Consider the following 21,171-nt stretch of genomic DNA (forward strand, 5'->3'; position numbering starts at 1 on the left):
TTATAACATTAAAATTTCTGTAATTCCATTGGCATTAGATTCTAAAAAATGTCTTGACATTATTTTTCTAAATTTGGGGAAGATATAAATAATATCAGAAGCAGCTTTTTGAAGAACAGGGCATTTTGTAAGAATTTGTAGGAATATGCAAGAATTCTGGTTTTGCGGTATAAAATCCCTTCATTTACAGATAATAGTATCATTACGAACAGTGATATGAAAATCTACAGATGGAGGAATCGATACTATGAAAGCAACAGGAATTGTACGTAGAATAGATGATTTGGGCAGGGTGGTAATTCCAAAGGAGATCCGGAGAACATTGCGGATTCGTGAGGGAGACCCCTTGGAAATCTTCACCGACAGGGAGGGCGAGATCATCTTAAAAAAATATTCTCCCATTGGAGAACTGTCAACATTTGCAAAACAGTATGCAGAAAGCCTTGCCCAGACCATCAACTGTCTGGTGTGCGTCTGCGACATGGATCAGATCATTGCAGCGGCGGGAAATGGGAAAAAAGAGCTTCAGGACAAGTATATCAGCAGACAGTTAGAGAAGAGCCTTGGCAGCAGGACCCAGCTTGCGGCTTCAGCAGGAGATAAGGGATATATTCCTATTATAGATGCCCAGGATGAGGATTATGAGCATGAGATTATCAGCCCAATCATCTGCGAGGGAGACATTATCGGCGGTGTAATCCTGTTATCCCGCGACCCCAAGAAGAAGCTCTCGGAATTAGAGCAGAAGATGGCAATGTGTGCGGCAGGCTTTTTGGGAAGCCAGATGGAGCAGTAGGACAAATAGGTTTTCAGATTCTTTTTGATTCCAGGAATAAATTCAACATTTCTGTCATACCTTGTGATAGACAAGGAGGGATGGGAATGGAAAGAAAGCTCCAAAAAGATTCGTGGATCATGTGGGTGTTAAAATCGCTGCTGGTTTCTTATGTTATTACAGGGATCCTGCTTTTGCTTTTGGCGGTTGCGCTGTTTAGGTTTGAGCTGAATGAAAAAGCTGTGTCCGCAGCTATTGTTGCAATCTATATCATAGCAACTCTGCTTGGCGGGATTATCATCGGGAAGTTTGCTAAGGTGAGGAGATATCTGTGGGGGATGGGTCTTGGGATTGGCTATTTTGCCTTGCTTCTGCTGATTACCCTTGGGGTGTACCGCACGTTAAACGGAGACGCGGCAAATCTGGTAACCACGCTGATTCTGTGCGCGGGAGGCGGAATGGCAGGCGGAATGCTGTCCTGATTTTCATTTTATGCACTTCCTTATTGCGAAAATGAAGATGTAATGTTATAATAACAGAAGTCTAGCAAAAAATAAGGAGGAACATGACCATGAAGCATGTAAAGACATTAAATACACAGACCATGAACAACAGTTTGAAAAAGGGCGGATGCGGCGAGTGCCAGACATCTTGTCAGTCAGCATGTAAGACATCTTGTACAGTTGGCAATCAGACCTGTGAGCAGAAGAAATAAGTCGATTTGGAATGATGGCGCTGCTGCGGTTTTGCCGTAGGCCAAGAATCCCGTAAAGCGGGATTCTTTTTCTGTTTGCCGCAAGCATACCAAAAAGGGCGTACAGTAATACATAAGGAAGCTGACATAGGTGTCAGAATGTGAAAGGGGTACATAATCTTGATACATCAGTATCAGAATAATGGATACAATATTGTTATGGATGTCGTAAGCGGTGCGGTTCATGTGGTTGACCAGCTTTGCTACGACGTCATTTCTGAATTAGATCAATTTTGTAAAGAGCAGGAAGAACCTACATTAGAGATGTTGAAGAAGCCTCAGGTATTGGACGGGCTAATGCAGGCTCTTGGCGGGAAATATGCAAAGGATGAGCTTATGGAGGCCCTGTCGGACGTGACGGAGTTGACGCAGGCAGGCCAGTTATTTGTAAAAGATACTTATGAGAGCATGATTGAAGCTGTGAAGAAGCGAAAGACGGTGGTGAAAGCCCTGTGTCTTCACATAGCCCATGACTGCAATCTTGCCTGCAGGTACTGTTTTGCAGAGGAAGGGGAATACCATGGCAGGCGGGCTTTAATGAGCTATGAGGTGGGGAAGAAGGCGCTGGATTTCTTAATTGCAAGCTCTGGTAACCGCAGGAATCTTGAGGTGGATTTCTTTGGCGGCGAGCCGCTGATGAACTGGCAGGTGGTAAAAGACCTGGTTGCCTATGGAAGAAGGCAGGAAAAGGTTCATGACAAGCATTTCCGTTTTACGGTCACTACCAACGGCGTACTTTTGAACGACGAGATTTTGGAATTTGTCAATCGGGAGATGGACAATGTGGTGCTGAGCCTGGACGGGCGTAAGGAGGTCAATGACCGTATGCGTCCGTTTCGCAATGGAAAGGGAAGCTATGACCTGATTGTTCCCAAGTTTCAGCGGCTTGCAGAAAGCCGCAATCAGGAGAGATATTACATTCGTGGGACATTTACCCGTAATAACCTGGACTTTTCGGAGGATATCCTACATTTTGCAGAGCTTGGGTTTAAGCAGATGTCTATAGAACCTGTGGTGGGCTCTGAGAGCGACCCTTACGCCATTCGTACTCAGGATCTTCCAAAGATTATGGAGGAGTACGATAAGCTGGCGAAGGTGATGATTGAGCGAGAAAAAGAAGGAAAAGGTTTCAATTTCTTTCATTTTATGATAGACTTAGACGGTGGGCCCTGCGTGGCGAAGCGCTTGTCAGGATGCGGTTCTGGAACCGAGTATCTGGCAGTAACGCCGTGGGGGGATTTGTATCCGTGTCATCAGTTTGTAGGTCAGGAAGATTTCCTGATGGGAAATGTAGAGCAAGGGATCATAAGACCGGAGATTGCAGACGATTTCCGAAGCTGTAATGTCTATTCCAAGGAAAAATGCAGGGATTGCTTCGCAAAATTTTACTGCAGCGGCGGATGTATGGCTAATGCCTACAATTTCCACGGCACAATCCATGACACCTATGAGATCGGATGCGAGATGCAAAGAAAGCGTGTTGAGTGCGCAATTATGATAAAAGCTGCTTTGGCGGATAAGTAGAAAGGATGTTTACCATGAAGAAGAACAGAGGTATCATATGCCTGATACTGACGGTGGTTCTGATTGCACTGATGGGATTTACCGTACTGGTGGGCTTCGGTAAGACCGAAACCGGTGCGATGAAGAATATCAAGCTTGGCCTTGACCTGGCGGGCGGTGTCAGTATCACGTATCAGGTTAAGGACAAGAACCCTTCGGATGAGGAGATGAGCGATACAATCTATAAGCTCCAGAGGCGTGTGGAGCAGTATAGTACGGAGGCAAGCGTTTACCAGGAGGGAAGCGACAGGATCAATATTGAGATTCCCGGTGTGACGGATGCCAATACGATTCTGGATGAGCTGGGGAAGCCAGGCTCCCTGGAGTTTCAGACAGAGGACGGCAAGACTGTAATAACAGGCTCTGACGTGGAGACAGCAACGGCGAGAGCCGGTGAAGACAGCATGAAGAACCGTGAATATTCGGTTGAGCTGACGCTGAACAAAGATGGAAAAGAGAAGTTTGCTAAGGCTACAGAGGAGAATGTAGGCAAGAAGATTAATATTGTTTATGACGGAACGACAATCAGCGACCCAATCGTTAATCAGGCGATTACCGGCGGGTCGGCGTACATTACCGGTAACTTTACCTTTGAGGAGGCGGAGAATCTGGCTTCCACCATCCGTATCGGCGGATTAAAGTTAGAGCTTGAGGAGCTTCGCTCCAATGTGGTGGGAGCCCAGTTGGGAGAGCAGGCAATCAGCACCAGTTTGAAGGCAGGAGCGATTGGTCTGGGGTTGATTATCGTATTTATGATTTTTGTATACTATCTCCCAGGATTGGCGTCAGGGCTTGCACTGTTGATTTATACAGAGCTGGTTCTGGTGATCCTGAATGCGTTTAACGTTACGCTGACGCTGCCAGGTATTGCGGGTATCATCCTTGGGATCGGTATGGCGGTGGATGCGAATGTTATTATATTTGCCCGCGTGCGTGAGGAAATGTCACGGGGGAAGACGGTGAAGAATTCTTTGAAGTCAGGCTTTCAGAAAGCAATGTCTGCGATTGTGGACGGAAATGTAACCACTCTGATTGCGGCGGCTGTGCTGTGGTTTAGAGGCTCCGGTCCGGTTAAGGGATTCGCTCAGACTCTGGCAATCGGTATCATAGTGTCCATGTTTACCGCTCTTGTGGTTACGAGGATTATCGTATTTTCCTTCTTTGCAGTTGGAATGCGCAAGGAGAGCCTGTACTATCGTCCGAAAAAAGAGCGTGAGCCGATTGGATTTGTGGAGAAAAGAAAGGTATTTTTTGCGGTTTCAGCTCTCCTGATTGTGGCAAGCTTGGCAGTGATGGGTATGAATGCCTCCCAGGGAAAGGGCGCGTTTGCCTATAGCCTTGAGTTTGAGGGCGGTACCTCTACCAATGTGACCTTTAACGAGGAATATTCCATCGACGAGATTGACGAGAAGATTGTTCCAGTGGTGGAAGAAATTACCGGAGATAATAATGTTCAGACCCAGAAGGTTGCGGGAACAAATCAGGTAATCATCAAGACTGTGACCCTTTCTCTTGACCAGCGTGAGGAGCTGAATCAGGCCATGGTGGATGAGTTCAAGGTTGACGAGTCGCTGATTACGGCTGAGAATATCAGCTCCACCGTAAGCAATGAGATGCGAAAAGATGCGGTTGTGGCGGTAATCATTTCCACAATCTGTATGCTCCTTTACATCTGGTTCAGGTTCAAGGATATCCGTTTTGCGGCAAGTGCGATTCTGGCTCTTCTGCATGATGTTTTAATTGTAATCGGCTTCTATGCGATTGCAAGGATTTCCGTGGGAAATACGTTTATCGCTTGTATGCTGACGATTGTAGGTTACTCCATCAATGCGACTATCGTTATCTTTGACCGTATCCGTGAGGAGCTTCATTATCAGACCAAGAAGACGGACCTTATGAATGTGGTGAACAAGAGTATTACCCAGACCCTTACCAGAAGTATCTACACATCACTGACAACCTTTGTGATGGTGGCGATTCTGTTCATTATGGGTGTCAGCTCCATTCGTGAGTTTGCCGCGCCGCTGATGGTGGGCGTTATTTGCGGGGCATATTCTTCTGTATGTATCACGGGCGCTCTGTGGTATGTGATGCGGGCGAAGCTTGGGAAGAAGGAAGATTAGGCTTTCATATATGTAGATTTAAAGAGGAAGCAGCCATTGTTATAAATGATATGACATGGCTGCTTTTTGGCGTCATATTGTATTAGAAAATGCTGTAGAGAAAATCGGGGAAATGAAACCGATAAAAATTAGGTAAGGATGGAGGTATAGTCATAGATGGAACGTTGGGTGCTTCTTAGAAAAGGCGGGGATTTTGAGGCAATGGGGGAGAAATTTAACATCAGTCCCCGACTTGCTTGTCTGATTAGGAATCGGAATGTGATTGGGGAAGCTAAAGTCCATAAGTTTTTGAACGGAACCATTGAGGAGATCAACGATGGACGGCTGATGAAGGGAATGGAGGCTGCAGCCTTAATTGTAAAGAAGAAGATTAAAAATAACCAGAAGATTCGGATTATCGGGGACTATGACATAGACGGGATTAATGCGGCTTACATATTGCTGGAGGGAATCGAAGGGCTTGGCGCAGAGGCGGACTATGATATTCCGGATCGGATTACAGACGGTTATGGTCTTAACATGGAGCTTTTAAAGCGGGCCCATGAGGATGGAGTTGATACCATTATCACCTGTGACAACGGGATTGCGGCGGCAGATGAGATTGCATATGGAAAGAGCCTTGGGATGACGATTATCGTGACAGACCATCATGAGGTGCCTTATGAGGAGGGGGAGGAAGGGCGTATTTATCGTCTGCCTCCTGCGGACGCGGTTATTGATCCCAAACAGCAGGGCTGTGAATATCCGTTTTCGGGACTGTGCGGCGCGGCTGTGGCGTACCAGTTCGTGCGTACCTTGTGTGATGTCATGGGAAGAAAGAAGAAAGAGTTTGACTATCTGCTGGAAAATGCAGCCATTGCCACTGTGGGGGATGTAATGGATTTGGAGGATGAAAACCGTATCATTGTAAAGGAGGGGCTTAAGCGGCTTGGCGCTACCAAGAACCTGGGCCTTCGTGCGCTGATTGAGTGTACAAACCTTGAAAAAGACCGGATTCGTGCGTATCACATTGGTTTTATCCTGGGACCTTGTATGAATGCCAGCGGAAGACTGGATACGGCCAAACGGGCATTGGAGCTTTTAAGGGCTAAGAGTAAGAGAGAGGCCGATATCCTGGCAGGGGACTTGAAAGCGTTAAACGACAGCAGAAAAGAGATGACGGAGAAGGCGGTGGTTCAGGCAAAGGAGTTGGTGGAAGGAACGGAGATTGAGAAAGACAGAGTGCTGGTCATCTATCTTCCACAGTGTCATGAGAGTCTTGCCGGAATTGTGGCAGGCAGACTTCGGGAAAGTTATTACAGACCTGTTTTTGTGCTGACAGACGGGAAAGAAGGGGTCAAAGGCTCTGGACGTTCCATCGAGGCATATCATATGTACCAGGAGCTTAGTAAGTGCAGCGAGCTTCTCAAGAAATACGGCGGGCACAAGCTGGCGGCAGGTTTTTCCTTAGAGAAAGAGAAGATAGAGACATTCCGTCGTATGCTCAACGAAAACTGTACTTTAACGCAGGAGGAACTGACAGAAAAAGTAGTCATTGACATGGAGCTTCCCTTTGCCTGTGTGACAGAAAGGTTCATCCAAGAGCTGTCCCTTCTTGAGCCCTTTGGAAAAGGCAATACCAAGCCTGTATTCGCCGCCCGTAACGTAGAGATTTTAAGCGGCAGAATTCTGGGAAAGAACCGAAATGTCTTAAAGCTTAGGGTTCGGGATGCTACCATTACAACTTTAGACGCCATGTATTTTAATCATGGGGAGGAGTTTCTGAAAGTACTAAAAGACCGTTACGGGGAAGAAGGGGTGGAGGCAATGCTAAGTGGAAGGCAAAGCCCTATAACATTGTCTGTCACCTATTATCCAGAGCTGAATGAGTACATGGGACGTGTTACCCCGCAGATTGTGATTACCCATTACCAGTAAACTGGGATATACAAGCTGGCGCTGGCGCATAAGCATAAAATATACTTGCTTTGTGCGGCAGCGCCATGATGTAAATTTACTTGATAGGACCAGACCTTTGTTATAGGTCTTTGTAGTGCACATCCTTTAATTCGGTTCTGAATCCAATCTGCTTAAACCTTTGCTGAACGATCTCCGCGCTCTTGATGTCTGTATTGGCAAGAAGTATGTAGAACTTTCCTCCATTCAGCACTCCCATATAATCGGTCAATCGGATCTTACATGCTGCCTGGATAGAAATAGATTTATAATCGCGATACCCCATTTCAAATTCTACTAATACACATTCTGTCAGTCCTTTTTCCTTTGCGTCAAGAAATGCTTTTAGAAGAACTCGGAATGTATCCTCCTTCAGTACGTTTGTACCCTCCAGATAATTCTTTCTTCTGAAGTTTGACATATAACGGCTTGCATAAAGCAGAGTATTCTGAAGCAGGGTTTCGATTACCGTCAGCCGTTTTACCGGCGATACCCCATGCTTTTTGCTTGAAACATCCCAGAACATTAGAATGACCCGTATATCATCTTCAGCATAAATGGCATGGGCCAGCGCCGGACGATTGGCGTCGTTGGTCTCATTCACATAAATCCGGCCGGCTTTAAGCTCGCTGTACATCTCTCCAAGCTCTATATACTTTATGGAATTCCCAAGCCTTCTGGCCTCTAAAGAGGTAGAGGAGTAAAGTCGGGCATATTCTCTGTTGGCCACATTGTAGATTGCCACATTCTTACTGCCCATCTCTTTTCCCAATATCTCTGCCGCATAGAACAGTACTTCCTCGGTCTTGTACTTTTCCAGGCTGGAAATGATATCATAAATCGATTTCCAACTATCCGTTGAAGATGCAGGCTCTGTTTCTCCTGTTGTCAGTTGCACGCTCGTTCCTTCAGTGGTTTCTAATTCTTCCGGATACAATTTCATCACCCTTCCATATTTCTGTGTGTTTTATATGGTATTATTTTGCACCACTTTTGGGAAATTGTCAAGAAATATACGAAGTCCAGATAATGATTGAAAATCCTCCAAACTAATGTTATAATTTTATCTTGAGCAAGTAATGATACAGGAATGGAGAGATTGTTATGAAAAAGATTGAAGAATATGTAAGAAGTATTCCGGATTTTCCGGAGGAGGGAATCATTTTCAGAGACGTGACCAGTGTATTGCAAGATGCGGACGGTTTGGCTCTTGCCATAGACTTAATGCAGGAGAAATTAAAAGGCGTTGAGTTCGACTTGGTGGTTGGGCCGGAATCCAGAGGCTTTATCTTTGGCGTTCCCATTGCCTACAACCTGCACAAACCGTTTATCCCTATTCGTAAGAAGGGAAAGCTTCCCTGCGAGACAGTTTCCATCCAGTATGAGTTAGAGTACGGCACCGCAGAGCTTGAGATTCATCGCGATGCGATCAAAGAGGGACAGAGGGTCGTGATTATTGACGATTTAATCGCTACCGGCGGCACTAACGAGGCCATGGTAAAGCTGATTGAAGGTCTTGGCGGGAAAGTGGTTAAGACGGTGTTCCTGATGGAGCTTAGCGGACTGAAAGGGAGAGATAAGCTTAAGGGATATGATGTGGAGTCTGTCATCGCATATCCGGGCAAATAGATGAGAATTGGAAGATCAGAGAGGGAGGAGGCGTTAATATGTCAGGAGTTACAACCTATGAAGCAATAGACGACCGGATTGCGGCGGATGCCATCATGACCGATCATTCCCAGGGACTTGAGATTGTGGACGGCCATGCTGTGAAGGCGCCGGTAGACTATGAGGACCCTGACCATTTATATGACATGTTAATCGCCCGTATTCGTAAGTACCATCCATCTACGGACGTGACCATGATTAAGAAAGCCTATGAGCTGGCCCAGGAGGCACATGGGGATCAGTGCCGGAAGTCAGGGGAGCCCTATATTGTCCATCCTTTGTGGGTCGCAATCATTTTGGCGGACCTTGAGATGGATAAGGAGACGATTGCTGCTGGAATCCTTCATGACGTGGTAGAGGATACCCAGATCAGTGAGGATGAGATACGCAAGGATTTTGGGGATGATGTGGCTCTTTTGGTGGACGGCGTCACAAAGCTGGGGAGGCTTTCTTATTCTTCAGACAAATTAGACGTCCAGGCGGAGAATCTGCGCAAGATGTTTCTTGCCATGGCGAAGGATATACGGGTTATTATTATCAAGCTTGCCGACCGCCTGCACAATTTAAGGACCCTGCAGTTTATGAAGCCGGCAAAGCAGAAGGAGAAGGCCAGAGAGACCATGGATATCTATGCGCCTATCGCCCAGAGGCTCGGTATCTCTAAGATTAAGACGGAGCTTGACGATTTGGCGTTAAAGTACTCTCAGCCGGAGGTCTTTTTCGATCTTGTTGACCAGATCAACACCAGAAAGATGGAACGGGAGGAGTTTGTTCAGCAGATTGTTGAGGAGGTTTCCTCCCACATGGGGAATGTTAATATCAAGGCTCAGGTCAGCGGACGTGTGAAGCATTTCTTCAGTATTTACAAGAAAATGGTCAACCAGGATAAGACGGTGGATCAGATCTATGATCTTTTTGCAGTACGCATCATTGTGGAGTCGGTGAGGGACTGCTATGCCGCTCTTGGTGTGATTCATGAGCTGTATACCCCGATTCCGGGGCGTTTCAAGGATTATATCGCCATGCCAAAGCCCAATATGTACCAATCCCTGCACACTACCTTGATGAGTTCTGTTGGGCAGCCCTTTGAGATTCAGATTCGGACAGAGGAGATGCACAAGACTGCCGAGTATGGAATTGCCGCCCACTGGAAATATAAGGAGTCCGGAGACGGCAAAAAGAGTGTGAAGGCCCAGGAGGAGGAAAAGCTAAGCTGGCTTCGCCAGATTCTGGAGTGGCAGAGGGACATGTCGGATAATCGGGAATTCATGAGCCTGATTAAAGGAGATTTGGACCTTTTCGCGGAGGACGTGTACTGCTTTACCCCCCAGGGGGATGTGAAGAATCTTCCTAATGGCTCTACGCCCATTGATTTTGCCTATATCATTCACAGCGCCGTGGGCAATAAGATGGTGGGCGCAAGGGTGAACGGAAAGCTTGTTAATATTGATTACAAGATACAGAACGGCGACAGGATTGAGATTCTGACTTCCCAGAATTCTAAGGGACCAAGCCGAGACTGGCTTGGCATTGTCAAAAGCACCCAGGCGAAGAATAAGATTAACCAGTGGTTTAAGCGGGAGTTCAAGGAAGAGAATATCGTTAAGGGTAAGGAATTGATTGCCAGCTACTGCAGGACGAAGTCCATTGTACAAAGCAGCATTATGGCTGCCAGATATCAGGAGATCGTTCAGAAAAAGTACGGCTTCAAGGACTGGGATTCTGTTCTTGCGGCAATCGGACACGGCGGCTTAAAAGAAGGCCAGGTGGTGAACCGCTTGGTGGAGGAGTACAGTAAGGAGCATAAGCAGGAGCTTACGGATGAGGATGTGCTTGGAAAGGTCGCAGAAGCCTCCAAAAATAAGGTGCATATTGCCAAGTCCAAGAGTGGGATTCTTGTGAAGGGAATCGATGACGTGGCTGTGCGGTTCTCCAGATGCTGTAATCCGGTTCCGGGGGATGAGATTGTCGGTTTTGTCACAAGGGGAAGAGGCTTGTCCATTCACCGGACGGATTGTGTGAATATGCTACATTTAACAGAGCCGGAGAGGGCTCGTCTCATTGAGGCAGAGTGGGAGAGCGAAGTTGCAGAGCAGGCGGGTGGACAGTATCTGGCAGAGGTAAAGATATATGCCTATGACAAAAAGGGTTTGCTGCTTGAGATGTCCAGAATCTTTACGGAGCAGAATGTGGATGTGAAGTCTATGAACGTGCGGACCAGCAAGAAGCAGGGGACTGCCACTATTGAGACTGGTTTTATCGTACACGGAAGGGAAGAACTTGACAAGGTAATTAAGAAGCTTCTCCAATTGGAGGATATCATTGATATTGAAAGGACGACAGGTTAATTAGAAGATGAAAGTAGAGAGATTTTTAATTGGGATTATCAGTACGAATTGTTATCTGGCGATTAATGAGGAGACAAAACAGACGGTTGTAATCGACCCTGCAGCCAGCCCGTCGTCGCTTATGAACCATATTAAGAGCGAAGGGCTTACCATAGAGGCAATCCTTCTCACCCACGGACATTTTGACCATACCATGGGACTTGACGGGTTCTTAAAGGAGTATGACGTTCCGGTCTATGTCCATGAGGGAGATAAGGAGATTTTAGCTGACCCAGGATTTAATCTGTCCTCCAGCTATACGTCAGGCTTTACCTTTTCCGATGCAAAATATCTCCATGGGGGAGAGACGTTAAGCTTTGCAGGCTACGACTTCCAGGTGCTCCATACGCCGGGGCATACGCCGGGAGGCTGCTGTTATTATGTGAGGTCAGAGGGCGTGATCTTCAGCGGTGATACGCTGTTTGCAGGCTCGGTGGGACGGTCAGATTTTCCAGGAAGCAGCGGTTCTGATTTGATTCGTTCGATTCGTGAAAAATTACTTCCCCTGCCTGATGATACCCAGGTATATCCAGGACACATGGGGGAGACTACAATCGGTCAGGAGAGAGGTTTTAATCCCTTTCTGTAGAATGGAGTAACAGAAATGATTCAAGTGATTTGTAAGAGTGATGCGTATACTTATAATGTGTACCATATGATAAAGGCTTTCTTTCCGTCCAAGAAGATTACTTCTGAGACGGAGGAGGAAGCCTCTCATTATGTTGCGGTGAGATTGCCTGATTCAGAGTGTATTATGATTGGGGAAGAACAGCTTAAAGAAGCGGCCGGCGGGCAATACGAAGATGACGGTAAACAGACGGAAGCTCAGATAAAGTACTGGATTGACGTCTTCCTTTATGAAGAACTTAGGAAATTAACGGGACAAGCCCTGGCGTGGGGAATTCTAACCGGCGTCAGGCCCACTAAGATTGCTATGCAGAAGCTGGAGGAAGGATGGGACAGGGACAGCTTTGTTCCCTGGTTTCAGGAGGAGTGTAAGGTAAGCCGCCAGAAAGCTGAGCTTTCTTTTGAGGTTGCAAGGCGGGAGAGACGCTTGCTTGGCTTGTTGGACTGTGAGACAGGGTACAGCCTCTATGTAGGGATTCCCTTCTGCCCTTCTGTGTGCGCCTACTGCTCCTTTAGCTCTGGTGCGTTAGATGACTGGAAGGAGAGAATCTGGGATTATCTTCATGCCCTTCAGAAGGAGTTGTCATTTATTGGGGAGCGGTGTAAGGGGCAAAAGCTTAATACCATTTATATAGGCGGCGGCACGCCTACCACGCTGACGGCAGAACAGCTTGAGTCTCTTTTGGCCTGTATTGACGCACATTTTTCCAGAGAACATTTATTAGAATATACGGTGGAGGCGGGACGGCCGGACAGTATCACAAAGGAGAAGCTCATGGTATTGAAAGCTCATGGTGTCACCCGCATTTCCATCAATCCCCAGAGTATGCAGCAGAAGACCCTTGACAGAATCGGGCGGAGGCATCGGGTGGAGGAGATTGTAGAAGCCTATGAACTGGCTCGCCGGGTGGGATTTGACAATATCAATATGGACTTGATTGCAGGTCTTCCAGGAGAGAGGGCAGCGGACATGGCGGATACCCTTGAGCAAATCCGTGAGCTTGGGCCGGACAGCCTGACGGTACATTCTCTGGCCATTAAGAGAGCGGCGAAGCTTGAGTTTGGAGATTTGAATGCAGATGCAAAAGAGATTTCATGTACCTTGTCAGAAATGATTAGGATGGCCAGAAAGACGGCCTGCGAGATGGGGCTTTTTCCTTATTATCTGTACAGGCAGAAGAATATTGCGGGGAATTTTGAGAATGTTGGCTATGCTAAGGAGGGCAAGGCAGGCATTTACAATGTTCTGATTATGGAGGAGAAACAGTCCATTATTGCGGCGGGGGCAGGGGCGCAAACGAAGCTGGCGCTTAAGGAGGCAGTTCTAGTACCGGGCAGTAAAAAGAAGAAAATGACCCGTCTTTTGCGGATTGAGAATGTGAAGGATGTGGCACAGTATATTGAGAGAATTGATGAGATGATTAGTCGTAAGGAAGCGGTTCTGTTACTGTTCACTCCTGAGCCGTGCACTACGCTGCACGGCTACAGGCCAGTACGGTAATGGGGTCAGAATCCGGCCTCTTGCCGTAAGGCAACTTTAAATAGGCCGGATTCGTTACTGTGAACACCATGGGTGTGAACAGTAACGCGGTTCTTTGAGTCATGAGCAGACCCAAGGAAACGGCTTGAAAAAGTTGAAAAATTTGATATAATGAAAACACAAAAATAAGGAGAACGAATATGGCGTTAAAGAAGAAACCCGTCACGGGAATGAAGGACATGCTTCCCCGTGAGATGGAGATTCGGGACTATGTGATACAACTGATTAAGGACACTTATAAGACCTATGGCTTTATGTCCATAGAGACGCCCTGTGTGGAGCACATCGAGAATCTGTGCAGCAAACAGGGAGGAGATAACGAGAAGCTGATTTTCAAGATTTTAAAACGGGGCGAGAAGTTAAAGCTTGAATCAGCAAAAGAGGAAAACGACCTGGTGGACGGCGGGCTTCGCTATGACCTGACGGTTCCCCTTGCCCGTTATTATTCCAACCATGCCAATGAACTGCCCTCTCCCTTTAAGGCTCTCCAGATTGGGAATGTGTGGCGTGCCGATCGTCCCCAGAAGGGGCGGTTTCGCCAGTTTATGCAATGTGATATCGACATTCTTGGGGAAGCCTCTAACTTGGCGGAGATTGAGCTGATTCTTGCCACTACGGCAATGCTTGGGAAACTGGATTTTCAGAATTTTACGGTTTGTATCAATGACCGCAATATTTTAAAAGCTATGGCAAAGTACAGTGGTTTTAAAGAGGAAGACTATGACGAGGTATTTATTATCCTGGATAAGATGGATAAAATCGGCGCCCAAGGGGTTGCGTCAGAGCTTCAGGAGATGGGGTATGACAAGGAGAAGACGGATGCTTATCTTAAGCTTTTCGGGGAAGTGACTCCGGATGTAGAGGGAATTCGTTACTTAAAAGGTAAGCTTGGAGACTGTCTGCCGGATAAGACGGCGGATGGGATGGAGATGATTATTTCAAGCGTGGAGGCCGCTAAGGAATGTGAGTTTAAGATTAGCTTCGACCCAACCCTGGTTCGGGGACAGTCCTACTATACAGGAACCATTTTTGAGGTGCGTATGGATGATTTCGGCGGTTCTGTAGCAGGAGGGGGACGCTATGACCAGATGATTGGTAAGTTTACCGGACAGGACACGCCAGCATGCGGGTTCTCTATTGGTTTTGAACGGATTGTCATGCTGCTTCTGGAAAATGGATATGAGGCGCCAAAGCAAGGGTTAAAGAAGGCCTATCTGCTGGATAAAAAGATGCCAAGAGAAGGGCTTCTTAAGATTCTTGCCCTTGCGAGGGCAGACCGAGAAGCAGGGGGTCAGGTGTTGATTGTGAATATGAAGAAGAATAAGAAATTTCAGAAGGAGCAGCTTTTAGAGGAAGGATACCAGGAGATTGTCGATTGTTTTGAGGATTCTTACGACAAGTTATAAACGATTTCACAAAAAAAGGAGATAAAATATGGCAGAGTCAATGCAGGGATTAAAGAGAACCCACAGGTGCGCAGAATTGTCCGCCGCTAATGTGGGGGAGACAGTAACCATTATGGGATGGGTGCAGAAGAACCGGAATAAGGGCGGTTTGGTGTTCGTGGATGTGAGGGACCGCTCCGGAATCATCCAGGTGGTGTTTGAGGAAGGAAAGTCGGACGCAGAGTTAATCGAGAAGGCGGCGAAGCTTCGGGCTGAGTTTGTGGTTGCTATTGTAGGACGGGTTGAAAAGCGTTCCGGCGCAGGCAATGAGAAGCTGGCCACAGGAGAGATTGAGGTGATTCCAGAGCAGATGCGGATTCTGTCTGAATCCGAGACACCGCCCTTTCCGATTGAGGAGAACTCTAAGACCAAGGAGGAGGTGCGCCTGAAATACAGGTATCTGGACTTAAGAAGGCCGGATCTTCAGAGAAATCTGATGATGCGAAGCCGCGTTGCCACTCTTACCCGTCAGTTTCTGTCGGAAGAAGGCTTCTGCGAGATTGAGACGCCGGTTTTGATTGGAAGCACACCAGAGGGTGCCAGGGATTATCTGGTGCCAAGCCGTATCCATCAGGGGAATTTCTATGCGCTGCCTCAGTCGCCTCAGCTTTTTAAACAGCTTTTAATGTGCGCAGGGTATGACCGCTATTTTCAAATTGCTAAATGCTTCCGTGACGAGGACTTAAGGGCTGACCGTCAGCCGGAGTTTACCCAGATTGACATGGAGTTGTCTTTTGTGGATGTGGACGACGTGATTGAGATTAATGAGAGACTGTTGGCGAAGCTGTTTAAAGAGGTTCTGGATATTGAGGTAACGCTTCCTATTCCGAGGATGACCTGGCAGGAGGCCATGGACCGCTTTGGCTCTGATAAGCCGGATATTCGTTTTGGAATGGAGCTTCATGATGTGACAGAGGTTGTGAAGGACTGTGAGTTCGCGGTTTTTAAAGGCGCTATTGAAAACGGTGGTTCTGTCCGTGGGATTAACGCCAAAGGGCAGGGAGGTATGCCCCGCAAGAAGATTGACAAGCTGGTGTCCTTTGCCAAGGATTACGGTGCAAAAGGGCTTGCCTATATTGCTGTCCAGGAGGATGGAACGGCTAAGTCGTCTTTTTCAAAGTTCATGAAGGATGAGGAGATGTCTGCCCTGATGACAGCCATGGGCGCAGACAAAGGGGATCTTCTTTTGTTCGCGGCAGATAAAAATACGGTTGTATGGGACGTCTTAGGCGCCCTTCGTTTAGAGCTTGCCCGTCAGATGGAGCTGCTTGATAAGAGTGAGTATAAATTCCTGTGGGTGACAGAGTTCCCGCTTTTAGAGTGGAATGAAGAACAGAATAGGTACACGGCGAAGCACCATCCTTTTACCATGCCTATGGAGGAGGACCTTGTATATATCGACAGTGAGCCTGGCCGAGTGCGAGCGAAGGCATATGATATCGTGCTGAACGGCAATGAGATTGGCGGAGGAAGCGTGAGAATCTTTAATCCTGAGATTCAGAGCAAGATGTTTGAGGTGCTTGGGTTTACGCCGGAGCAGGCCAATGAGCAGTTCGGTTTTCTTCTGACAGCCTTTAAGTATGGCGTGCCGCCTCACGCGGGACTTGCCTATGGGCTTGACAGGCTGGTAATGCTGATGGCGAAGGAGGACAGTATCAGGGATGTAATCGCATTCCCGAAGGTGAAGGATGCGTCGGATTTGATGACAGAGGCGCCGACGGCTGTGGATAAAAAGCAGCTTGAGGAACTGGGGCTTTCGATTGTGAGAGAGAAGGTTAAGCAGGAATAAATAGGTTAAATCGGATAGGGAGAAATCCAAACGAACAGAATGTTTGACTGTCTTGCCCTTTACTTTTCCACAAAGGAACCTTTACTTTTCGGTTTTTTAGGGTATAATAAGTAAAGGAAGAAGGTGAATGCTATGATTTCATATTCCGGTCTGCTGCAAAAACTGGATGAAAAAGGTTTGACGAAAACTGCACTGGCTAAGGAGCTTGGTATTTCCTCCCGTACCGTGGCAAAAATCGGACGGAGAGAGAAAATCGCCGATTATGTTCTTGAAAAAATGGCTGCTTTCGGTTGTCCTGCTGATGAACTATGCCAGTCCATTTCGGATAACAGTTTGCTCCAAACGCTAAGAGATGAGAAAAACATCCGTATGTCAGGGGGGGTTGTACCATGAACTTCAAGTACGGATGACCTATAACTCCAACCACATAGAGGGCAGCAAACTCAGTGAAGATCAGACTAGGCTGATATTTGAGACAAACACAATAGACATCGGAGAAGGAATCCCTGTTGATGACATTATCGAAACTGTCAATCATTTTCGAGCCATTGACTTTTGTATAGATGTGGCGGAAGAACCGCTTACCGAGGATATCATCAAAGAACTGCACCGCATTTTGAAGCAAAGCACAAAGGATTCCACGCTTGCATGGTTTGCCGTTGGGGATTACAAGAAAAGAGCCAATATGGTCGGCGGCCATGAAACGGTAAAGCCGAAAGAGGTTGCTCCACGCATAAAAGTTCTGCTTTCCGAATATGAAGCCAAAACTGCTGTCACGATTAATGATATCATTTGCTTCCATTACGCGTTTGAACGTATTCATCCCTTCCAGGATGGAAATGTAACACAGAGACACCAGCAGAAAGCAGCGTAACAGCGGCAGACTGCTTTGTACATAAAATTGAATAGTGTATATGCCAAAGGACATTTCATCTTTTATTTAGGTGGATGTCCTTTTTTTGTACCCATTTTCAGGAGAAAGGAGATTCACATGGAATTAAACGAAATGGAAAAACGGCTGTTGTTTCAGGTTGAGGGCGACTATCAATCCAAAGTTCTGAACGAGCTTTACATGACTGCCCGGTACACAAAGAATCCCGAACAGCGAAAGGCGGCGGAAAGTCTGATGGCAAAACTGCGGGGTCTGACAGATGCCGAGTGTATGGACATAGTCCGGGATATTCAGAAGAATTACCATCTGCCCTACCCGGCCCGGACGATTGGGGAAAAAATTGCCGAGGCCAGGCAGCAATCCGGCGCAGAGAAATTGAAGGGGCATGACATCATGGCGCTGGAACGCTTTGACCCGGAGGTAAGACACATGATCGTCTTTGATGTGCTTTCAGGTGATTCCCCTGTGGGTGACAAGGGCGATAAGATGCGCCTGTTCCTTACGGATGCCGGCTATCAGAAACTCTTAGACAGCCAGGAACGGGGCGAAGTCAAACTGAAAAACCATGCGAAGGTCTCAGGCGGGCATCTCCACTATGACCGCAGGGATCGTGCCTTGTAACGGAAATAACCGGAGAAAGGAGGCTGTGAAATGGCTGTATTCCGGGTAGAAAAAACGAAGGACTTCACGATCATGTGCAACCACCATCTGCGCAATACGGAACTGTCCTTAAAGGCAAAGGGGCTTCTCTCCCTCATGCTGTCGCTGCCGGAAGATTGGGACTATACCACAAAGGGGCTCGCCCATATCTGTAAGGACGGTGTGGATTCAATCACCACCGCCCTGAAAGAACTGGAGCGGCACGGGTATCTCACCAGGCAGCGCCTCCGCTATGAGAATGGGCAGCTCGGAGATATTGAATATACCATCCATGAAAAGCCTGTAAACGCTGAAAAACAGGCTTTTCCACCTAAACGGGAAAATCCAAGACAGGTAAATCCAAAACAGGCAAAACCTGAACAGGCGGAACCTGGACAGGAAAATCCCGCACAATTAAATACTAATCCATTAAAAACTAAAAAATTAAAAACGGATATATCAAGGACCCATCAATCAATCTATCCGGCAGAGCCGGAGGCGGCAGGCCGCCCGGATGGGATGGATCGGATTGAGCTGATAGAGGCATACCGCGAGATCATCAAAGAAAATATTGAATATGACTGTATGGTCTCCCGGTATGGGAAAGAACGCCTGGACGAGACTATGGAGCTTATGCTTGAAGTGGTCTTATCCAAACGACCATATATCCGTATCGCCGGGGATGATTTTCCCAGGGAGGTGGTAAAGAGCCGTTTCCTGAAAATCAATTCCGGCCACTTGGAGTATGTCTTTGACTGTATCGACAGGAACACCACAAAAGTCGGGAATATCAAGGCATACCTGCTGGCGGCGCTGTATAATGCCCCGGCAACCATGGACAGTTATTACCGTGCCGAGGTCAACCATGACCTGTACGGCTGTTAGGCGCCTTCGGGTGCCTTTTTTCACCACAGAAAGGAGGCGGGGCACGATGAAAAGAAATACTGTGTCGGTACTATGCCCGGCGTAACCAAAGAACAGATTCAGGCGGCGCGGGAGGCGGACCTGTTCGCATACCTGCAGTTCTATGAACCTGGGGTGCTGAAACGGGACGGGCCCAATTACCGGCACAAGGAACATGACAGCCTGGTCTATGTGACCGGAAAAAGGTATTGGTACTGGAACAGCCGGGGCCGGAGTATCAACGCCCTGGATTACCTGATCCAGATTCGGGGCTATGGGCTGGTAGATGCGGTCCATACGCTGGCCGGCGGGGAAATCCAGCAGGCACCGGCCTATCGGAGTACAACAGTAACAGCCCATGTGCAGAAGGAACCGGAGAAGAAAAAATTTTCCCTCCCCTGGGCCAGACGGTGCGCCACTTCTGCCGTTTCCTATTTGCAGCGGCGCGGGATCAGTTCTAATATTATCAGCCGGTGTTTCCGGGAAGGGCTGTTCTATGAGGCACGGTATAAGGGCGAGCCTGTCTGTGTGTTTGTGGGAAAGGATGATGCGGGGAAAGCAAAGTTTGCCTGTATGCGGAGCATTACCGGCAGCCTCAGGAAAGATGTCTACGGCAGCGACAAGGAATACAGCTTCTGCTATCCACCGAAGAATCCGGGCAGCCGCCATGTGGCGGTCTTTGAGGCGCCCATTGACGCCCTCTCCCATGCCACACTGCAGGAATTAGAAGGCTGGAAATGGGACGGCTATCGGCTGTCCCTGGGCGGCACTTCCCATGTGGCGCTGATTGCATTTTTGAAACGCCACCCGGAAATCCGGCGCGTCAGTCTCTACATGGACAATGACCTTGGCGGCCTTAAAAATGCCAGGAGGATCAAGGCGATGCTCCATGAGGACCAGCGCTTTAAGCATATCCGGGTGGGGATCAACCCGCCCCGAACAGGCAAGGACTACAACGAAAAGCTGCTCTGCGCCAGGGAGCGCATAAAAGAGCGCCAACAACAAAGCCGCCATAGACAGGCGGCAATTTCTATTTAAGGAGGATTTTAGAAATGATGAACACAGAGAACACGGCTTTACAGATGATCGCCGAAGCTGCCCGGTGCCCGGATTATGGCCCCGACATGGTTAAGGCGCTGATGAAAAAGCTGGATATGAACGAGAAAGGCTTTGCGCTTCTGATGAACGTCGCCCCTTCCACGGTCCGGCTCTGGACCAGCGGCGCCGCGCAGCCAAGCGGAACGGCTAGGCGGCTCATGCAGATTTACGAGACCGGGCCGGAGATTGTCGGCAAGATTGCCAGAGGGCAGCCGCCGGCAGATGGGAGAGATTCATAAATGGCAGAGGAAAGGAAACAGACTGATTTAGGCACGGAAACGCCGATTGCGGAAAATGAACAGGTCAGGGCGCTGCTTGCACTCTTAAAAGAAAAAGATTCCCCCGCCTATGCAGACTTCGCAGAACTGATTGAATCTGTCACAGGGATGGAGAAACGTCTTTCCATAGCGGTCGGCGAGCTGGCGACTATGCGGGAGGATTTGCAGAAAATGCAGGATCACTCCCTGAAAGCCTCACTCCAAAAGACCTGCAAAGCACTGGAAGGCAATATTTCCTCTATGCAGCAGAAATTATCAGGGCTAAAGGGAAAGATTGTTGCGGGCTGCAGGCATATCCTGGCGGATTTTAAGGAATGCGGTACCGTCGCTTTGAACGGGATTACCCATTTCCTTCACCTGAAACCGGCGTTAGAGGCGATCCGTCAAGGGGCGGAAAACCACCAGCAGGCCAGCAGCCGGGCAATGGAGAGGATCGATGCTTTCGCGTCCGAGTACCATGAGGCAGGAAAACACCTGAAAAATATGCGCCTGGCGCTGATGGGAGAGGAACCGGTGCAGCAGGCAAAGACCGGCGGGGAGATTGCGCACTATGCCAAGGCCCCCTACCGTGCCAGCCGTGCGTGTATGGGAGCCATGAAGAAAAACGCAGAAAAGGCAATGGCTGCGCTGAAAAAACTGGAACAGGCAGCCGAGCGCCGTCCCTCCGTTTTGGAGTCCATGCGGGAACAGGCGGCGAAGCTGGAACCGGCAAAGAACCAGCCGGCACCTTCCCATGACAAAGGCAGCCGGTGATA

20 protein-coding genes are annotated in these 21,171 nt (G+C 48.0%); 19 read left to right on the forward strand and 1 reads right to left on the reverse strand.

Annotated elements, in window-relative coordinates; translation table 11 throughout:
* The first annotated feature begins 247 nt into the window (after nucleotides 1–247).
* From spoVT to recJ, 6 genes are all read left to right on the forward strand, one after another.
* Nucleotides 248–796 carry a stage V sporulation protein T gene (gene spoVT / locus GN277_RS09500; RefSeq protein ID WP_159750850.1) on the forward strand — a complete coding sequence of 183 codons (549 nt, stop codon included), beginning with the start codon at nucleotides 248–250 and terminating at the stop codon, nucleotides 794–796.
* Between the two features lie 86 nt (nucleotides 797–882).
* Nucleotides 883–1,257 (forward strand): TIGR04086 family membrane protein, encoded by a 375-nt coding sequence (locus GN277_RS09505; RefSeq protein ID WP_159750851.1) that lies wholly within the window; start codon nucleotides 883–885, stop codon nucleotides 1,255–1,257.
* A gap of 89 nt (nucleotides 1,258–1,346) precedes the next feature.
* Nucleotides 1,347–1,490 (forward strand): six-cysteine ranthipeptide SCIFF, encoded by a 144-nt coding sequence (scfA, locus tag GN277_RS09510; protein ID WP_016221654.1) that lies wholly within the window; start codon nucleotides 1,347–1,349, stop codon nucleotides 1,488–1,490.
* Nucleotides 1,491–1,649: 159 nt separating this feature from the next.
* Nucleotides 1,650–3,053 (forward strand): thioether cross-link-forming SCIFF peptide maturase, encoded by a 1,404-nt coding sequence (gene scfB, locus GN277_RS09515; protein ID WP_159750852.1) that lies wholly within the window; start codon nucleotides 1,650–1,652, stop codon nucleotides 3,051–3,053.
* 14 nt (nucleotides 3,054–3,067) lie between these two features.
* Nucleotides 3,068–5,215 (forward strand): protein translocase subunit SecD, encoded by a 2,148-nt coding sequence (gene secD, locus GN277_RS09520; RefSeq protein WP_159750853.1) that lies wholly within the window; start codon nucleotides 3,068–3,070, stop codon nucleotides 5,213–5,215.
* A 156-nt stretch (nucleotides 5,216–5,371) separates the two neighbouring features.
* Entirely contained in the window at nucleotides 5,372–7,132 is a 1,761-nt protein-coding gene (gene recJ / locus GN277_RS09525; protein WP_159750854.1) for a single-stranded-DNA-specific exonuclease RecJ, read from the forward strand.
* A 100-nt stretch (nucleotides 7,133–7,232) separates the two neighbouring features.
* Here recJ and GN277_RS09530 read toward each other — a convergent pair whose 3' ends face one another.
* The gene (locus GN277_RS09530; RefSeq protein ID WP_159750855.1) at nucleotides 7,233–8,093 is read right to left on the reverse strand and encodes a hypothetical protein; all 861 of its coding nucleotides are present in this window, start codon (nucleotides 8,091–8,093) and stop codon (nucleotides 7,233–7,235) included.
* A gap of 161 nt (nucleotides 8,094–8,254) precedes the next feature.
* Here GN277_RS09530 and GN277_RS09535 point away from each other — a divergent pair, with 161 nt between their 5' ends.
* The 13 genes from GN277_RS09535 to GN277_RS09590 all read left to right on the forward strand — a co-directional run bounded on the left by GN277_RS09535 (nucleotide 8,255) and on the right by GN277_RS09590 (nucleotide 21,169).
* Complete coding sequence (locus GN277_RS09535; protein ID WP_159750856.1) at nucleotides 8,255–8,779, forward strand: adenine phosphoribosyltransferase; 525 nt, start codon at nucleotides 8,255–8,257, stop codon at nucleotides 8,777–8,779.
* Between the two features lie 38 nt (nucleotides 8,780–8,817).
* A complete protein-coding gene (locus GN277_RS09540; protein WP_159750857.1) occupies nucleotides 8,818–11,166 on the forward strand; it encodes a RelA/SpoT family protein in 2,349 nt (782 codons plus the stop codon).
* 7 nt (nucleotides 11,167–11,173) lie between these two features.
* A complete protein-coding gene (locus tag GN277_RS09545) occupies nucleotides 11,174–11,794 on the forward strand; it encodes an MBL fold metallo-hydrolase (RefSeq protein ID WP_159750858.1) in 621 nt (206 codons plus the stop codon).
* Nucleotides 11,795–11,809: 15 nt separating this feature from the next.
* A complete protein-coding gene (hemZ, locus tag GN277_RS09550) occupies nucleotides 11,810–13,333 on the forward strand; it encodes a coproporphyrinogen dehydrogenase HemZ (RefSeq protein WP_159750859.1) in 1,524 nt (507 codons plus the stop codon).
* A 179-nt stretch (nucleotides 13,334–13,512) separates the two neighbouring features.
* Nucleotides 13,513–14,778 carry a histidine--tRNA ligase gene (hisS, locus tag GN277_RS09555; protein WP_159750860.1) on the forward strand — a complete coding sequence of 422 codons (1,266 nt, stop codon included), beginning with the start codon at nucleotides 13,513–13,515 and terminating at the stop codon, nucleotides 14,776–14,778.
* A gap of 28 nt (nucleotides 14,779–14,806) precedes the next feature.
* Complete coding sequence (aspS, locus tag GN277_RS09560) at nucleotides 14,807–16,606, forward strand: aspartate--tRNA ligase (RefSeq protein WP_159750861.1); 1,800 nt, start codon at nucleotides 14,807–14,809, stop codon at nucleotides 16,604–16,606.
* Nucleotides 16,607–16,738: 132 nt separating this feature from the next.
* Nucleotides 16,739–16,999, forward strand: a complete 261-nt coding sequence (locus GN277_RS31695; RefSeq protein ID WP_204162727.1) for a helix-turn-helix domain-containing protein — start codon at nucleotides 16,739–16,741, stop codon at nucleotides 16,997–16,999.
* Complete coding sequence (locus tag GN277_RS31700) at nucleotides 16,989–17,480, forward strand: Fic family protein (protein ID WP_330587187.1); 492 nt, start codon at nucleotides 16,989–16,991, stop codon at nucleotides 17,478–17,480. Before GN277_RS31695 ends, GN277_RS31700 begins: the two co-directional genes overlap by 11 nt.
* Before the next feature lie 117 nt (nucleotides 17,481–17,597).
* Entirely contained in the window at nucleotides 17,598–18,119 is a 522-nt protein-coding gene (locus GN277_RS09570; protein ID WP_159750862.1) for a DUF5720 family protein, read from the forward strand.
* A gap of 30 nt (nucleotides 18,120–18,149) precedes the next feature.
* Nucleotides 18,150–19,022, forward strand: coding sequence for a DUF6017 domain-containing protein (locus tag GN277_RS09575; RefSeq protein ID WP_159750863.1), 873 nt, complete (start codon nucleotides 18,150–18,152; stop codon nucleotides 19,020–19,022).
* 72 nt (nucleotides 19,023–19,094) lie between these two features.
* Nucleotides 19,095–20,078, forward strand: coding sequence for a DUF3991 domain-containing protein (locus tag GN277_RS09580; protein ID WP_159750864.1), 984 nt, complete (start codon nucleotides 19,095–19,097; stop codon nucleotides 20,076–20,078).
* Between the two features lie 14 nt (nucleotides 20,079–20,092).
* Nucleotides 20,093–20,377: a helix-turn-helix domain-containing protein gene (locus GN277_RS09585; RefSeq protein WP_159750865.1), complete on the forward strand. Its 285-nt coding sequence runs from the start codon at nucleotides 20,093–20,095 to the stop codon at nucleotides 20,375–20,377.
* A complete protein-coding gene (locus tag GN277_RS09590) occupies nucleotides 20,378–21,169 on the forward strand; it encodes a DUF6674 family protein (RefSeq protein WP_159750866.1) in 792 nt (263 codons plus the stop codon).
* Nucleotides 21,170–21,171: the final 2 nt, after the last annotated feature.

Source organism: Sporofaciens musculi, from assembly GCF_009830285.1.
In the GTDB taxonomy this organism is placed as follows: domain Bacteria; phylum Bacillota; class Clostridia; order Lachnospirales; family Lachnospiraceae; genus Sporofaciens; species Sporofaciens musculi.

What these genes read in the sequence shown, in the direction of transcription:
- spoVT (WP_159750850.1), top strand. Translation starts at nt 248, where the DNA reads ATGAAAGCAACAGGAATTGTACGTAGAATAGATGATTTGGGCAGGGTG.
- GN277_RS09505 (WP_159750851.1), top strand. Translation starts at nt 883, where the DNA reads ATGGAAAGAAAGCTCCAAAAAGATTCGTGGATCATGTGGGTGTTAAAA.
- scfA (WP_016221654.1), top strand. Translation starts at nt 1,347, where the DNA reads ATGAAGCATGTAAAGACATTAAATACACAGACCATGAACAACAGTTTG.
- secD (WP_159750853.1), top strand. Translation starts at nt 3,068, where the DNA reads ATGAAGAAGAACAGAGGTATCATATGCCTGATACTGACGGTGGTTCTG.
- recJ (WP_159750854.1), top strand. Translation starts at nt 5,372, where the DNA reads ATGGAACGTTGGGTGCTTCTTAGAAAAGGCGGGGATTTTGAGGCAATG.
- GN277_RS09530 (WP_159750855.1), bottom strand. Translation starts at nt 8,093, where the DNA reads ATGAAATTGTATCCGGAAGAATTAGAAACCACTGAAGGAACGAGCGTG.
- GN277_RS09535 (WP_159750856.1), top strand. Translation starts at nt 8,255, where the DNA reads ATGAAAAAGATTGAAGAATATGTAAGAAGTATTCCGGATTTTCCGGAG.
- GN277_RS09540 (WP_159750857.1), top strand. Translation starts at nt 8,818, where the DNA reads ATGTCAGGAGTTACAACCTATGAAGCAATAGACGACCGGATTGCGGCG.
- GN277_RS09545 (WP_159750858.1), top strand. Translation starts at nt 11,174, where the DNA reads ATGAAAGTAGAGAGATTTTTAATTGGGATTATCAGTACGAATTGTTAT.
- hemZ (WP_159750859.1), top strand. Translation starts at nt 11,810, where the DNA reads ATGATTCAAGTGATTTGTAAGAGTGATGCGTATACTTATAATGTGTAC.
- hisS (WP_159750860.1), top strand. Translation starts at nt 13,513, where the DNA reads ATGGCGTTAAAGAAGAAACCCGTCACGGGAATGAAGGACATGCTTCCC.
- aspS (WP_159750861.1), top strand. Translation starts at nt 14,807, where the DNA reads ATGGCAGAGTCAATGCAGGGATTAAAGAGAACCCACAGGTGCGCAGAA.
- GN277_RS31695 (WP_204162727.1), top strand. Translation starts at nt 16,739, where the DNA reads ATGATTTCATATTCCGGTCTGCTGCAAAAACTGGATGAAAAAGGTTTG.
- GN277_RS09570 (WP_159750862.1), top strand. Translation starts at nt 17,598, where the DNA reads ATGGAATTAAACGAAATGGAAAAACGGCTGTTGTTTCAGGTTGAGGGC.
- GN277_RS09575 (WP_159750863.1), top strand. Translation starts at nt 18,150, where the DNA reads ATGGCTGTATTCCGGGTAGAAAAAACGAAGGACTTCACGATCATGTGC.
- GN277_RS09580 (WP_159750864.1), top strand. Translation starts at nt 19,095, where the DNA reads ATGCCCGGCGTAACCAAAGAACAGATTCAGGCGGCGCGGGAGGCGGAC.
- GN277_RS09585 (WP_159750865.1), top strand. Translation starts at nt 20,093, where the DNA reads ATGATGAACACAGAGAACACGGCTTTACAGATGATCGCCGAAGCTGCC.
- GN277_RS09590 (WP_159750866.1), top strand. Translation starts at nt 20,378, where the DNA reads ATGGCAGAGGAAAGGAAACAGACTGATTTAGGCACGGAAACGCCGATT.